This window comes from Komagataeibacter saccharivorans, from assembly GCF_003207825.1.
Lineage (GTDB): Bacteria > Pseudomonadota > Alphaproteobacteria > Acetobacterales > Acetobacteraceae > Komagataeibacter > Komagataeibacter saccharivorans.
Genome location: NZ_NKTY01000038.1, coordinates 1 through 13,387 on the forward strand (window position 1 = coordinate 1; position 13,387 = coordinate 13,387).

The 13,387-nt window shown below is 55.6% G+C and carries 11 protein-coding genes, 4 pseudogenes and 3 riboswitches; of the genes and pseudogenes, 7 read left to right on the forward strand and 8 right to left on the reverse strand.

Annotated elements, in window-relative coordinates; genetic code table 11:
• Nucleotides 1-390: 390 nt before the first annotated feature.
• The 5 genes from CFR79_RS14295 to CFR79_RS14325 form a co-directional block, all read right to left on the reverse strand.
• Entirely contained in the window at nucleotides 391-777 is a 387-nt protein-coding gene (locus CFR79_RS14295; RefSeq protein WP_110548342.1) for a type II toxin-antitoxin system VapC family toxin, read from the reverse strand.
• A complete protein-coding gene (locus tag CFR79_RS14300) occupies nucleotides 774-1,019 on the reverse strand; it encodes a type II toxin-antitoxin system Phd/YefM family antitoxin (protein ID WP_110548343.1) in 246 nt (81 codons plus the stop codon). The genes CFR79_RS14295 and CFR79_RS14300 overlap by 4 nt, the downstream gene beginning before the upstream one ends.
• Nucleotides 1,020-1,469: 450 nt before the next feature.
• Nucleotides 1,470-1,865, reverse strand: coding sequence for a hypothetical protein (locus tag CFR79_RS14310; RefSeq protein WP_110548344.1), 396 nt, complete (start codon nucleotides 1,863-1,865; stop codon nucleotides 1,470-1,472).
• Nucleotides 1,866-2,207: 342 nt separating this feature from the next.
• Nucleotides 2,208-3,236, reverse strand: a complete 1,029-nt coding sequence (locus CFR79_RS14320) for a methionine synthase (RefSeq protein ID WP_110548345.1) — start codon at nucleotides 3,234-3,236, stop codon at nucleotides 2,208-2,210.
• 27 nt (nucleotides 3,237-3,263) lie between these two features.
• Nucleotides 3,264-4,247, reverse strand: coding sequence for a DUF1852 domain-containing protein (locus CFR79_RS14325; protein ID WP_110548346.1), 984 nt, complete (start codon nucleotides 4,245-4,247; stop codon nucleotides 3,264-3,266).
• A gap of 263 nt (nucleotides 4,248-4,510) precedes the next feature.
• Between CFR79_RS14325 and CFR79_RS16270 the strand changes: the two are divergent.
• Nucleotides 4,511-5,319, forward strand: a pseudogene (locus CFR79_RS16270) (IS3 family transposase); the annotation flags it as partial.
• 222 nt (nucleotides 5,320-5,541) lie between these two features.
• On the opposite strand, the pseudogene CFR79_RS14340 reads toward CFR79_RS16270, so the two are convergent.
• Nucleotides 5,542-6,813, reverse strand: a pseudogene (locus CFR79_RS14340) (IS110 family RNA-guided transposase).
• Nucleotides 6,814-6,962: 149 nt separating this feature from the next.
• Here CFR79_RS14340 and CFR79_RS14345 point away from each other — a divergent pair.
• From CFR79_RS14345 to CFR79_RS14375, 6 genes and pseudogenes are all read left to right on the forward strand, one after another.
• A pseudogene (locus CFR79_RS14345) lies at nucleotides 6,963-7,265 on the forward strand (integrase core domain-containing protein); the annotation flags it as partial.
• Between the two features lie 133 nt (nucleotides 7,266-7,398).
• Nucleotides 7,399-7,785: pseudogene (locus CFR79_RS14350) on the forward strand (transposase); the annotation flags it as partial.
• A 448-nt stretch (nucleotides 7,786-8,233) separates the two neighbouring features.
• A riboswitch (cobalamin riboswitch) is annotated at nucleotides 8,234-8,475 on the reverse strand.
• 127 nt (nucleotides 8,476-8,602) lie between these two features.
• A riboswitch (cobalamin riboswitch) is annotated at nucleotides 8,603-8,848 on the forward strand.
• Nucleotides 8,849-9,085: 237 nt separating this feature from the next.
• Entirely contained in the window at nucleotides 9,086-9,601 is a 516-nt protein-coding gene (locus CFR79_RS14360; protein WP_181417454.1) for a hypothetical protein, read from the forward strand.
• Nucleotides 9,602-9,710: 109 nt separating this feature from the next.
• Entirely contained in the window at nucleotides 9,711-10,070 is a 360-nt protein-coding gene (locus CFR79_RS14365) for a hypothetical protein (RefSeq protein WP_258373637.1), read from the forward strand.
• A 181-nt stretch (nucleotides 10,071-10,251) separates the two neighbouring features.
• A riboswitch (cobalamin riboswitch) is annotated at nucleotides 10,252-10,486 on the forward strand.
• A complete protein-coding gene (locus tag CFR79_RS16275) occupies nucleotides 10,451-11,005 on the forward strand; it encodes a hypothetical protein (protein ID WP_258373638.1) in 555 nt (184 codons plus the stop codon). It overlaps the preceding riboswitch by 36 nt.
• 56 nt (nucleotides 11,006-11,061) lie before the next feature.
• Nucleotides 11,062-11,535: a DUF2147 domain-containing protein gene (locus CFR79_RS14375; protein ID WP_258373639.1), complete on the forward strand. Its 474-nt coding sequence runs from the start codon at nucleotides 11,062-11,064 to the stop codon at nucleotides 11,533-11,535.
• 67 nt (nucleotides 11,536-11,602) lie between these two features.
• On the opposite strand, the gene CFR79_RS14380 is transcribed toward CFR79_RS14375, so the two are convergent.
• On the reverse strand, nucleotides 11,603-12,694 hold the full coding sequence (locus tag CFR79_RS14380; RefSeq protein ID WP_110548353.1) for an aromatic ring-hydroxylating oxygenase subunit alpha: 1,092 nt from the start codon (nucleotides 12,692-12,694) through the stop codon (nucleotides 11,603-11,605).
• A 7-nt stretch (nucleotides 12,695-12,701) separates the two neighbouring features.
• Nucleotides 12,702-13,283 carry a hypothetical protein gene (locus CFR79_RS14385; RefSeq protein WP_258373640.1) on the reverse strand — a complete coding sequence of 194 codons (582 nt, stop codon included), beginning with the start codon at nucleotides 13,281-13,283 and terminating at the stop codon, nucleotides 12,702-12,704.
• Nucleotides 13,284-13,387: the final 104 nt, after the last annotated feature.

The following is a 13,387-nucleotide window of genomic DNA, read 5'->3' on the forward strand; positions in this document are numbered from 1 at the left end:
AACGCCGCGAAAAACATTCTACGGCGGGCGGACAGCCCGTTGAAGCCTGTGGAGGGACACCGCATCAAGCGGCCCGTTGAAGCAGGAAGCCTTGGGTGGCTGCTTGATGCAAGCTCAAACCAGAACCATCGGCCTTCAGGCCGGTGAGCATGTCAGCAAAGGATACCTGATTACGACTACAGCGGATTATGGCGGCTCAGGAGCCCTTTTCACTCTGTTCCGGCAAAAGCAGACCGTGCTCTGCGTTCTGACGGCCCCGACGCCGGGAACAGATCAGAATGTCCCGACATCACGCTGCTGGTCACTGAATGATCCCACTTCAGAGGAAGTGAAAAATTAAAGAATGAAGAAGCAGTCTGAGAAACATCAGCAAGAGATGTCAGATATTTTTCAGACTGCTTCGATCGGCCCAGGATAGGCCTGTACGAGCGGATCGTGGGTCAGCAGAAGCAATCCTTCCACCGTGGCCTGTGCCACAAGGATGCGGTCAAAAGGATCCCGGTGCACATCAGGAAGCTGTCCGACCGCCAGGGCATGCTGACCGGTGACGGGCAGTTCCTCGTAGCCGTTTTCAATCAGACCGCGTCGCAGCAGATGGGGATCAATCTGGAAGTCTGCACGTCCGAGTCCTGCCTTGATAGTGACTTCCCACAGGCTGGCAGCACTGAACATCAGATCATTGTCCGGATCTTCTATCAGGGATCTTGCACGCACCGACAACCTGTCAGGCTTTCCGGCAGCCCAGAGCAGCAGATGGGTGTCCAGAAGCAGCTTCATGCCGGACCGTCGAACAGGGAAATGACATCTGCCTGGCCCATGCGATCAAAGTCTTCCGGAACCCGGATCTGTCCGGCCAGAAAACCCAGACGGCGCTTCTGTGTCTCTTCGGGAGCCGTAATCGGGCTGACCCGCACCATCGGCCGACCGGCTTTGGCAATGATGAAGCTCTCACCTTTCATGGCGGCCTCGATCAGCCGGGATAGGTGGGTCTTGGCTTCGTGGATGTTGACAGTGCGCATGGCAGAAACTCCTGATCCAGACCATAAAGACTTAGTTATATTGGTCTGGTTTATCAAGCGGGAGAAACTGATAGCCAGTCTCAGGCAATACGTTCAACGCAGAAGCAAGAGAATACGCTATCCGTGTTATGACCAGACCCGCACCACAAGGCCGCAGAACCCCCTCACCTGTTGTCTGGTTTAGATACACTGCAACAGGAGCCAGAGTCCCATCCGCCCAGAGGGTGAGGCCTGCGAACCGGATCCCGGCCAAGGGTCATCCCCCAGGCTTCATGGTTACCGGCTATGAACACAGCCGGACGGCCACCTGCCAGAGATCGCCAGCCACCACCAGCACGTCGAAATCCGGACGGGCCGGATCATAGCCATCCGGAAACGGTACAGCCTCAAGATGGAGATCAGACAGAACCCACAGGCGTGGTCATAACCCTGAACCGTATTGGTCCAGGATTACTGATCCTGTCCGGTTTTGGCCACGTCAGGCGTCTTTTCCGTTCCCCACTGGCTCACATCATGGGCTGCTTTTCTGGTCCAGGCGGCAGTGTCATGCGCCGCATCCTTCGTTCCGGCTTTTGTGGCCTTCCAGCCTTTTTCACTTTCCCGGCCGGTCCAGTGTGCAGCCGTGGTTGTGCTGTCCTTTGTGGCATCCCATCCTTTGACGCTTTCCTTTTTGGTCCAGCGGGTCGCATCAGAGGAATCCTGACGCACGGTGGTCCAGGACTGCCGGACACTGCGGCACAGATCGGTTTCACAGGGTTTCTCAGAGGTTTCAGCCGCCAGAGCGGTAGAAGACAGAGTCATGCCCGCCAGGAGCATGGCAGACGACGTACGGAACCGGATCGACATCAGGAAACTCCCTGTTTGTGAAAGAGATCAGAGTGACACTGTGCCATGCTTTGGACAAGGACCGCCTCAGACCCGGCTGGTAAAGCGGTCTCCGGCTTCAACAGGCTGCACGGAAATGTCGACCTCCCGCTGATAAATTTCGGAGCGAAGAAAACGAACTTCCTCTTCGACCTCTTCAGGCGGTCTATCGATAAACCAGGCTTTGGGGCGGCCGTCAGAACCATCTGACTTTATACAGCGCGGAAGACGTGGTCAGACTGCTGATGTCTCCGGAAATTCTGACATCATGACGGGCAATACCTGTGTCCTGGCCGCCATGATAGAAACTTGCCGGAATGCCTGTCAGGCCGACAGTTCTTTTCGAACAATCTCCGCGCCTGCACCCAGCGCGTTCAGCTTGCCACGCGCCACATCACGCGGCAACGGCGCCATGCCACAGTTGGTGCAGGGATAAAGCTTGTCAGCATCAACAAACTGAAGCGCTTTTCGCAAAATATCTGCGACTTTCTCAGGCGTCTCAATGGTTTTGGTGGCCACGTCAATGGCGCCGACCATGACCTTTTTTCCACGAATAAGCTCGATCAGATCCATCGGAACACGGGAGTTCTGACATTCCAGTGAAATCAGATCGATATTGGACTTCTGCAGTTTGGGAAAGATCTCTTCATACTGCCGCCACTCTTTCCCAAGAGCATTTTTCCAGTCGATATTGGCTTTGATGCCATACCCATAGCAGATATGAACCGCGGTTTCGCACTTCAGCCCTTCAATGGCCCGCTCCAGCGTGGCAATGCCCCAGTCATTGACCTCATCAAAGAACACATTGAAGGCGGGTTCATCGAACTGGATAATGTCGACACCTGCCGCTTCCAGCTCTTTCGCCTCCTGATTAAGAATTTTGGCGAATTCCCAGGCAAGCTTTTCGCGGCTTTTGTAGTGGCCATCACGGAGTGTGTCGATCATCGTCATGGGGCCAGGGAGCGCCCATTTGATGGGTTTCTTCGTCAGTGTGCGTAAAAACTTGGCGTCCTCGACGAAAACCGGTTTTTCACGTGCTACGGCGTCCACAACGGACGGCACGCTTGCATCGTAACGGTTGCGAATTTTAACCGTCTGACGGTTCTCGAAATCGACACCACTGAGATGCTCAATAAAGGTCGTGACGAAATGCTGACGTGTCTGCTCACCGTCACTGACGATATCAATACCAGCGCGGTCCTGATCGTCCAGCGTCAGGCGAAGCGCATCCTGCTTACCTTCGACCAGTTCTTCTCCCTGCAATTTCCAGGGGGACCAGAGTGTCTCAGGCTGTGCAAGCCATGAGGGTTTAGGCAGGCTACCAGCCGTTGAGGTAGGGAGGAGTGTTTTCATGGAAGATGACCTTGTGTTTCTGATAGCTCAGGCGGTGTAACCGGCAGACCATTTTTCGAGAATATCATGATATGGCTTGATGAAATGCTCGTCCGTATAGTGCCCCTGTGAGATCGCCAGTTGTGTACGCTCATCACGGTCGTAGACAATGCGGGCGTTGGAATAGTCCTGATACTTCAGGCTCGGCTGATAACAGTCAGCCGCAGCAGAATTGGCGTTGTAAATTTCAGGACGGTAGACCTTCTGAAAAGATTCCATCACGCTGATGGTGCTGATTAGTTCAAGGGCAGAATAGTCAGACAGCAGATCGCCAAAAAAATAGAAGGCCAGTGGCGCAGCACTATTGCGCGGCATGAAATAACGAACCTGCATTCCCATTTTTTTAAAATACTGGTCTGTCAGCGAAAATTCACGCTGTTCGTATTCAACGCCGAGAACAGGATGCTGATTTTCCGTCCGATGATACGTGCGATTGGTCGAGACACTGAGGCAGATGACAGGCAGTTTTTTGAAATTCTGCTTGTAAGCCGTCGAGTTCATAACGCTTTTAAAGAGATTTCCATGTAGGTCCCCATAATTATGGGGGACACTGAATTCGGCTTTCTCTTTATTGTAAGCCGGTAACAACACGCTGAAGTCGTAATCCCGCACGTATGAGGAAAAACTGTTTCCGGCGAGGCCCTCTATCCGTTTGTTGGTGTTTTTATCAACAATTGTTGTGTAGAGGACTTCGATCAGAGGGAAGCTTCCACTTTTTCCAGCAAAGGCAAGATCCATCTCGACAGAAACGATTTCAAGTTCAAGAGTGTAGCGATCTCTGTTGGCATTATCCCAGTGCGCCAGATCATTGAACCGATTGTCGATCATGCGCAGGACGTTGCGCAGGTTTTCCTGACGACTTTCCCCTCTCGCCAGATTGGCAAAATTGGTCGTAAGGCGGGTTCTGTCGGAAGGATGATAGTTCTCATCGAAACGAAGCCGATGAATACTGAATGTCGAGTCCTGAATCATTGTTGTCCTGCGTCCCTTTTACCACCTCAAACCAGAATGCGAACACCGGAGATGCAAAGCCTCACCAGTTTTAATCTCTGATTTTTTCAGGCGGTTGTGGTCATCATCATGGCAGCTTTATGCCTGAGCAAACCCGTGAGCAGAAATGATTTGATTTCATTAATACATCAATATTGTTCATGGACAAATGTGGCTGCATTTGACGTGCCTCCCGGAAATGTAACCATTTAAAAGTAGAGTCCGATCGAGAAGGATACGGACGGATGAAGCGCAGTCGTTTTACGGAAGAGCAGATCATAGGGATCCTGCAGGAACAGGAATCCGGGCTGAAGGTCTCTGATCTTTGCCGTAAGCAAGGGATCAGTGACGCGACCTTCTACAAATGGAAGACCCGTTATGGTGGCCTTGAGGTATCCGAGGCCAAACGGCTGAAGGCGCTGGAAGATGAAAACAGCCGCCTGAAATGTCTTCTGGCGGATGCCATGCTGGATAATGCGGCACTGAAGGAAATTGTTGGAAAAAAGTGGTAACGCCTTTCGCGAAACGACAGGCGGTCCGACACATTCAGGAAGCTCTGGCCCTGAGTGAACGCCGAGCCTGTGCGCTTGCTGGTGTTGCCAGGCGTGTCGCGCGGTATGTTTCTACCAGAGCGGACGATGCTGCCCTGCGCCAGCGCCTACGGGAACTGGCGGACCAACGACGCCGCTTTGGCTATCGCCGCCTGGGTTATCTTCTGGCGCGAGAAGGATTCAGCCCCAATCACAGGAAGCTGTTCCGTCTTTACCAGGAGGAAGGGCTGAAAGTCCGCCATCGGGGTGGCCGCAAGAGGGCACTGGGGACGCGTTCTCCCATGACCATCCCTCAGGAATCCGGGCAGCGCTGGAGCCTGGATTTTGTCTCGGATGCCCTGATCTGTGGCCGCCGGTTCCGCATTCTGGCTGTTATCGACGATTTCAGTCGCAAGAACCTGGCATTGGTTGCCGACACGTCATTATCAGGTGGACGTGTGGCGCGGGAACTGACGGCCCTGGTGGAACGATATGGCAAACCCCTTATGATTGTCAGCGACAACGTCCTATATCGGGAAGCATCCGGTCGATTTGGCAACACGTCTCCATCGGCAGTTTGCACTGTCGTTGAAAAATACTGCAAGCAAAAACCAGGCGGTCTCCACCGCAAAATAAGGTGCTCCCTGCCATAGCAAACACAGAGTCCAGAGCGGCGTGACGGCGCCGTGGCTCTAACCGTCCTGAAGATGGGATGCGATAACCCAGGTGGAGGACCCAAACATTATCTACAGGGTCGCTAACGCGCCCTCACGGCACTGAGTGAGAGGGGTTCCTCCACCTGGAACCGGCCCCTCAACGAAGGGCCGGTAATCGTCACCGCGTTTAATGATCGCGTGCACAACACGTCCCATCTTTGCGGTGATGGCTGTGAACGCCTTGCGACGCAGGTCCGGATCATGCCGGTCCCTGGCCACATAGCGATCGAACTTGTCACGGAAGCTGCTCTCGCGCTGACGAATGGCGACCTGAACTGCCATCCACAATGTGCGGCGCAAGCGCGCATTACCGCGCCTGGACAGCTTCGTTCTGCCGCGATACTGACCCGACTGGTAGGTGGACAGATCCAGACCGCAGAATTTGAGAAATTGCCGATGATGACGAAAACGTCTCAGATCACCTGCCTCGGCCAGGATTGTCAGGGCATGGATCGGCCCGATGCCTGGTACCTGCTGCAGACGCCGGAAATCGGCATGCTCGCCCAGCAGTGCGATGGCCGCGGCTTCAATGTCGTCGCGCTGGGCAATCAGGCGCCGCGCCTCTCCCAACACCAGCCTGAACATCCCGATCGCAGGAGCATCCGGGGTAATCGGCAAGGCGATGGATGTCCGGGCTGTGTCCCAGATGTCGCCAGGTAGACAAGACTTGCTGACCTTGCGACCGACGACGTCTCAGGCTGCCGCGACAAACGCATCTTTGCCGAGCACCGTGATGCTGGCGGGAACCGGGAATTGCTCGAGCAGAGCGAAAAACCAGTCGCTGCGGGTATTGCTCCTGAAACGTTCGATCTCCGGAAAATAAAGCGGCAGATAATGGGTAAGGATCCGGTGCTGGACCTCAGTTTTGGCACGAGAAATCACCTCGTGCGTAACGGACAGTTCCTGAACGTCATTAATCCTGTTGGCCAGCGGATCGTGATACGGTTTGGTCGCACCGATCTGGAGCATGTGCAGGATGACCTGCGCATCCTTGGGATCATTCTTGTCCCAGCCATTGTGCAGAGCTTCTCGTGTGCGGGCGAGGGCGACCGAAGAAATCAGGCGTGTATCAAACCCGGCCTGCACCAGGCGCCATGCCAGTGGCCGATGATAATGGCCTGTCGGTTCGAAGCCAACAATGACCGGTCGCGGCGCCAGAGCCTGGAGCTCTGCCACGAAGCGGTCATGCTCGAGGCGCGTGTTAGCCACGGTCAGGCGCCGTCGCCGCCGCCTGCCGGGCATTTCGATCAGGATCTCATTGCGGGATTTGGCGACATCGATGGCGACGAGGACGGCAGTCATTGGTATAGTATCGGATCTGGTCACGGTCGGTTGTCTCCTCTGTGTGGCTGGACACCACCACTATGGAGACATGTCGCCTGGTCATGGCCGCCGATCTGGCCTTAAGGCCAGATCGGCATTACCGATGCCGACGCTTCCTGATGTGCTATGGCACCGAGATGACGTCGAACGCGATCCTGGCCTGGCAGCAGAAGCGATCGGTGCTGCGGCACTATATCGCACCAGGCAAGCCGCAGCAGAACGGGTTCGTCGAGAGCTTCAACGGCCGGTTCCGCGACGAATGCCTCAATGAGCATCTGTTCCGTAACATCGCCAACGCTCGGACGGTCATCGACGCCTGGCGGCCCGACTATAACGCCGTCAAGCCCCACACCAGCCTCAATGGCATGACGCCAGAGGCTTTCGCTCAACACGCCAAAACGGCATATAGCAACGCACAGACCCTAACTTAAATCCGTAGGCATGTTCGGGGCAGGGTCAGTCTGATATCAGTGACCACATGTCTCGTTCACCCCCAACACAATGCCCTCATTGCGGATGGACACTCAAAAGACATCCTAACTCTATTCTGCCAAAGTAGTGCTAGGGCATCTTCTGGCCCTACACGTCACCCCGACAGACAGAGATGATCGGGCAGAAGTCGCTCCGCTCGCGCAAGCCATTCAGCAGGCAACAGACGGTAGCGTTGAACTGGCATGGGCTGATCAGGGCTATACCGGATCAAAACCGGCGAAAGCTGCCAGAGAGCAGGATATCACCCTCGAAATCGTCAGGCTGCCTCAGGCAAAGCGGGGTTTTGTGCTGCTGCTCCGACGATAGATCGTGGAGAGATCGTTCGCATGGGCGACACGGTGCAGAAGGCTCGTAAAAGACTACGAGCGCTGCGCCTCAACCCTCGCCTCAATGCACACCATCGCCTTCGCTGGCTTCATGCTCAGAAATGCCGCTCAACTGCTCGCCCAAATTGCATAACACCCTCTAGGAGCGGCAACCTTCGAGTTGGTGCCGCAGTTCCCGGCCACGTGTGGTGAGGCGGGAGCGTTCCATTCCCCATCGCGCCGAACATCCACCTGCGATAAAGCCCATCAGTACGAGAGATGACCGGATACTTCCTCCGTCCAGTAAGGTTCCATACCCACCGTCTTCCGGCAGGGACAGAATGGCCCGTTTCTGTGCAGGAGTCAGGCTTTCCGATCCAAAATAGGATCGACCCGTTCCGTTTCGCTGACTACCGCCAATATATGTATGCATTTCCCGTGTTCCCCTTGAAGCGTTTGACGGGACCAGGCCCGCGACACGCCATTGCCCGACGTACGTAATTCTTCAGAACTGTTCAGGAAAGAACACGCGGATGGGGAAAGCTGCGGATAAAACAGAAAACATGACCGTCACTCCGTCTGTCGGGCACCCCGCCCGATAGAACTGGTTACGTCACAAAGGCAGGTCTCCTGGCTTGCGGGTCGTCAATATCGGTTCTGTCTTCCCGGCCTGTTCATTATGGCCAGTGACGGGTCCTGCCATGAGGACATACGATCCGGTATCTCTCCACTTACAGTTGCGGGGGCAGCCACCGACTTGTTCTCGGACCCTGATCAGTCCTGCCAGAACGCACGGCGTTCCCTATTAACCCGTTCGCACGGGGCCTTGTGATGTGAAGGTAGTGTGACGCACGCCAGCCTGCGGTGCAAGTCTGCCAGCTTCCCGTCTGTGTGAAGGATACCATGCTCTTTCATCGCAGGTTTTTGGAAAATCCATATTGCGTGGCTCACGAGATCTGACGCATATTGCGGCCAGCTTTTATGTCGGTGGTGCCGCGCAAGCGGAGTAATAGGGAATACCGTAAGCTCTGGCGGGATCTACAATGATCCGGGAGCCAGTCGGTGGCTGCGCCCGCAACTGTAGGCGGTATGTAGCCGGATCCGATCATCTGATATGCAGTCAGATGGGTCACTGCTTCCAGTAAGGGAAGTGGGAAGACAGGACCGGGCTGCCATGATCCGTGAGCCAGGAAACCTGCTACCGTCGCAAACCGTGCCACCGGGCGGGACTGACCGGCGGCAGGAGATCAGCTGTGACGCGTTCTTTTGCGTACCGATGTGTCTGTCAAGCCTCCATATGTATGCGGATCATTGGTCTGGACCCAGATAAATCCCGGCTTCGCAAAGCGGTGCGCTCCGTAGGCCTTCTGGCTGGCGGCTTATAACCCGCGCATGTACTTTCCTGGCCTCGTGACACAGGTGCCTGCGTTTTATTCTGATAAAAAGAAATATCCATGAACACAGATATGAGCATGGTAATCCCTGCCATTGCGCCGCGCCTCATGGCGTCCGTCACAGAGCCTGAGCCGGCTGTCGCAATTCGTATGCTTGTTGCTGCATGTCTTGATCAGTCCCCGGCTCTTCGCCTGCGGCAGCCAGAGGTAAAACAGCTTTTCGCCCGCTTTGTAGCGGCCCTTATGCGTGAAAGGACCGACGCTTTGGAGGCTATTGCCTGCTCGGTGGAAAAACAGATCAACGCGCTGTCTTCCCGTCCATTTACGCCGCGGCAGGTGCGACGGATACTGGGGATTACCAACCAGGAACGTCTGTCCTGGACACGTGACGGACGCCTGCAGCAGACCGGAACAATCCTGAATAACCAGCGCGGTCAAAAATTCAGAGTTCCTGTATATTGTGCCGAGAGAATTGGATGGCTCAGCCAGAATCCTGACATGATCGAAACATGGCGTGATGAGGATGCTCGCATATTGACACACGAAGACCTGTCCGATGCGGCCCTTTCCAGTTAATCCGTTCCAATTCCAAGTAAGAAAAAAGATGGCCTCTCCCGTGCCTTCGCCGGATTTTATCCTCATACAACAGCGGCGACGTCGGCGTTCCGTCTCGGTATTCCGCCTTATGGAATCCGCACCTCTCCGGGAAGACGTCATCCAGGCAATAGCCGAGACGGAGCTCCCTGTCCCAAACCCGGAAGACCGCATTCGTGCAGATGGATTTGAAACATTCCTTCGTCTGGCGCCTCCCGCTGGTCAGCTCCCCGCTGCGCCGGAGGCGCGGGGTGACTACCTGGAGGAACTGTTCTTGCCCCTGCTGTCAGAGGCTCTGGCCTATGTGGATACAGCCTGCGATTTATCGAACACGCACGGGAGCGAGGCGCTCATGGCTTTGCTTCAGGCCTATATTTCCGCACACTGGACAATGGGCGCGCGTGATGCCGCCATGCACCTATACGGTGTACACGCCCAGTGGGTTGATTGAAAACATGGTGGCCGCCGCACATGGGGGCATACCTCACCTGTCGACTTCAGGCGTGAAGATACTCGGTAATCTGGCGTTATCGGGCTGGAGGGAGCGGTATCAACAAGCTCTTCGCTCCGTGCAGGCCGGCATCGCGTTTCGAGGAATTGGGCGTTCCTTTCGCTTCGCGCATAATCAGGTGAGACCCTTGATTGACGATGGCCCCGCGCGAGCGGGTTAAAAGGGAACGCTGTAACGCTCCGGCCGGACAATTCTGTTCCGGGAGTAAGTCAGCGGCTGCTCCCGCAACTGTATGCGGTATGCCACCGGTTCGTTCACTTGCGGGTGGGCCACTGTTTCCTGCGGGAAATGGGAAGGCATGAACAGGCTGGCCATGATCCGTGAGCCAGGAGACCTGCCCTCGTCTGCAAACCACGTCGTCGGGCGGGATGCACCGAAGGCAGGAGATTTCCCATGCGTTATGGGAAGATCAGTACGGCCGGTCGGTGCCCCGGATGTTTCATAATTCTGGCGGAGACATCGTGATGCGGCGCTGTGTGACCGGCGCGTTTCTGATAACCGGCCTGCTTGCCATGCATGGTTCAGGGGCATGCGCTCATGCTGCTGATATTCCTGACACCAGCAGAGGCGACCTTCCCTTCAGCGTGCGCCCGACGGATGTGGCTTCTGGCTTCGTATGGGGACATGGCACGCTGATATATGGCGGAGAATGTGTCGGCACTGGCTTTGCGCATATTGCGAGCACGGCACATTTAACCGGCCAGGGACGCCTGCATGATGCTGAAAACCCATACCGGGCTCTTCAGACCGATACGGCAGCAGGCGGCGGATGCAACAGGGCCGTCATGGAAAACATCCATGGTGCGCTGACCACTCATTCCCATGTGGTGCATCCCAGAGCATCGGTCATGCGCTTTTCCATGCAAATTCGCTGATAGATCCGCCAATGTTCCATAATTTCAGTCACGCACGAAGCGACGAAAGAGACATCATGCATATTGCGCAAAAAGCAGTCTGTGTCGCGCTACTCCTCAGTGTCATGATGGGAGGCACTGCTGTTCACGCACAGGTTCCTCCAGCGACAACAGTTCCGCCCGCCGTTCTGGGGCAATGGGTCACCAGAAACCACAAAGGTGTCTTCGAGATCACACGGTGTGGCGACAATTTGTGTGGGAAGCTGGTGGGCCTGAATTATAGTGATGGCATCCCACGGGACCAGACAGGACGTTCGGAATGTGGCTTGCCTATGCTGCGGGACTTTGTGCGGGATCCGGATCAACCGGACCGCTGGGACGGGTCCATTCTCGACCCCAATACCAATCACGTCTATCAGGCCCGCATGTGGGTTAATCAGTCCGGACAGCTCAAGTTACGGGGCTATCTCGGGATTCCGATGTTCGGACAGACACAGACCTGGCTTCCTTACAATGGTCATATCGGCCCGGACTGCAAAATGAGCACCTGATCTGCATGATGCCAGGTCAGGCGAAGATGCCCATGCGTATTGAGACGGAGCATGGGCATCGACCGGTTTACTCCCTGACATCCTTCCGGGGCGACGTACCATTCTGGATAAGGATCTGGCGCAGCGCCACGATAACCGGAAAGACCTCCTGATTCCGGTCGCCATCCTGCTCCCGCCAGGCCTGCTGCTCCAGCTCGACAATTTCGCGATCTTCAGTGAAAACCCGCTCCGTAAAGGCGATCAGCAATGGCCACGCCAGATCCAGCACGAACGGGATTTTCAACCTGCGTATGGATAACAGGCCGAAAACGCGGTTGCTCAGCTCTTCCCGATCCTGGGGCACGTAGGCGATCCACAATTCCATCACCGGTTCATCTACGCCCTGGGTCTCGATACGTAATGTCTGATACGGATACTGCGTGCGGATGGTCATGACATCCCGGTAGGCGAAGTCCCGACCGTCTTTCCGGCGCTGTCCGTAAATCAGGGCTTCGCTCAACGGCTGCTTGCCGCCCGTGCGGGCAAATGTATAGCGAGCCTCCACGAAATCCTTACCACGCACCATCCCCAGAAATCGCGGTTTCATGCTTCCGACCAGACGACTGTGGAGAACCTGATGGTTCATATCCATCAGGTTCTCATGCATGAAACTGTAGTGGCATTGCACGACCTTGCCGAACCGGCGGGTCCTGTACTGCGGGTCGCGGACACGCGGGAAGTCAGGCAGGGGTACGCTGTCGGATTTTTCCAGATTCCCCATGAATACGAAGATCAGGCCGTCCTTTTCACGACAGGGCCAGGTACGCAGTCGAGGTGGTTCATTTTCCAGCTTCATGTCAGGGGAGAAGCATTGGCCGCGTCGACTGTATTTCAGCCCATGATATGCACAGCGGACGAAATCCCCACACACTTCCCCCCGGCTGAGGGGGAGTTGACGGTGGGGGCAGACGTCATCCAGCGCGAAAATGGCTCCGGCATCTGGCCTGACCACGACAATAGGCTGTCCTGCGTAACGGACGCCGATCGCCTTGCCCCGGCGCAGTTCACGCGACCACGCTACCGGATACCAGAAATCGGGATTGCTGCAGACGCGGCGGATATCGACACCTGCCGAGGCTGCGATTTCGGGCACGGTTGTTTCCGATATATCTCCTGTCATGATCTGTTCAATGTCTCACACTGTCGGCAGCACATGGAACAAAACGAATATCGTTTTCACAAAATTCGCGGACGGGCTCTGTCTGGCATCTCCACTGACGGGAAGCGGCCAATGACACGATTTCAGATATTTTTTGCTGCAGCATAACCGTGACGTCTGTTTCATTCAGCCCCGCCTCGCCACCTAACGCCTCGGATGGCACGATCATAAGACGGTCCCGGCGATGGGAGTTCAGTATCTGGTCTACAATGGTCCGGGCTATACCAATATGGGTTGGTACCGTGCCACAGGCATCGACCAATCCCAGTGACAGCCAGCGATCCGCTGGAAAATGATTCAGAACATGAGGTAAATCGCGATAACCGTACACTAGGTCTATATGCAGACCATCGAAGGGCAGTTGCAGTACAAACGGAAGATGCGGCCCAAAGCCTCCTGCCCCACCCACCAGAACCAGCGACGTGCCGCCTGATATCTCGGCCAGGATGCGCCATGCAACGTCAATGTGTGTCAGTGTAGCAGCCGACAATTCGGGATGTGCGAGGATAGGTTCGTCAATCTGGACCCATAAGCACCCTGCAGTGGTCAACTGTTAGAGGTGGACCCGTCCGTTCGGACAGTTTTGCGGGCTTGATAAGCTATACCTGGTTGTTGTTATGCCGCCCTTCTGACGGCGTTGCTGTTGGCCATCTG

What these genes read in the sequence shown, in the direction of transcription:
- CFR79_RS14310 (WP_110548344.1), bottom strand. Translation starts at nt 1,865, where the DNA reads ATGTCGATCCGGTTCCGTACGTCGTCTGCCATGCTCCTGGCGGGCATG.
- CFR79_RS14325 (WP_110548346.1), bottom strand. Translation starts at nt 4,247, where the DNA reads ATGATTCAGGACTCGACATTCAGTATTCATCGGCTTCGTTTCGATGAG.
- CFR79_RS14365 (WP_258373637.1), top strand. Translation starts at nt 9,711, where the DNA reads ATGGAATCCGCACCTCTCCGGGAAGACGTCATCCAGGCAATAGCCGAG.
- CFR79_RS14375 (WP_258373639.1), top strand. Translation starts at nt 11,062, where the DNA reads ATGCATATTGCGCAAAAAGCAGTCTGTGTCGCGCTACTCCTCAGTGTC.
- CFR79_RS14295 (WP_110548342.1), bottom strand. Translation starts at nt 777, where the DNA reads ATGAAGCTGCTTCTGGACACCCATCTGCTGCTCTGGGCTGCCGGAAAG.
- CFR79_RS14380 (WP_110548353.1), bottom strand. Translation starts at nt 12,694, where the DNA reads ATGACAGGAGATATATCGGAAACAACCGTGCCCGAAATCGCAGCCTCG.
- CFR79_RS14360 (WP_181417454.1), top strand. Translation starts at nt 9,086, where the DNA reads ATGAACACAGATATGAGCATGGTAATCCCTGCCATTGCGCCGCGCCTC.
- CFR79_RS14320 (WP_110548345.1), bottom strand. Translation starts at nt 3,236, where the DNA reads ATGAAAACACTCCTCCCTACCTCAACGGCTGGTAGCCTGCCTAAACCC.
- CFR79_RS14300 (WP_110548343.1), bottom strand. Translation starts at nt 1,019, where the DNA reads ATGCGCACTGTCAACATCCACGAAGCCAAGACCCACCTATCCCGGCTG.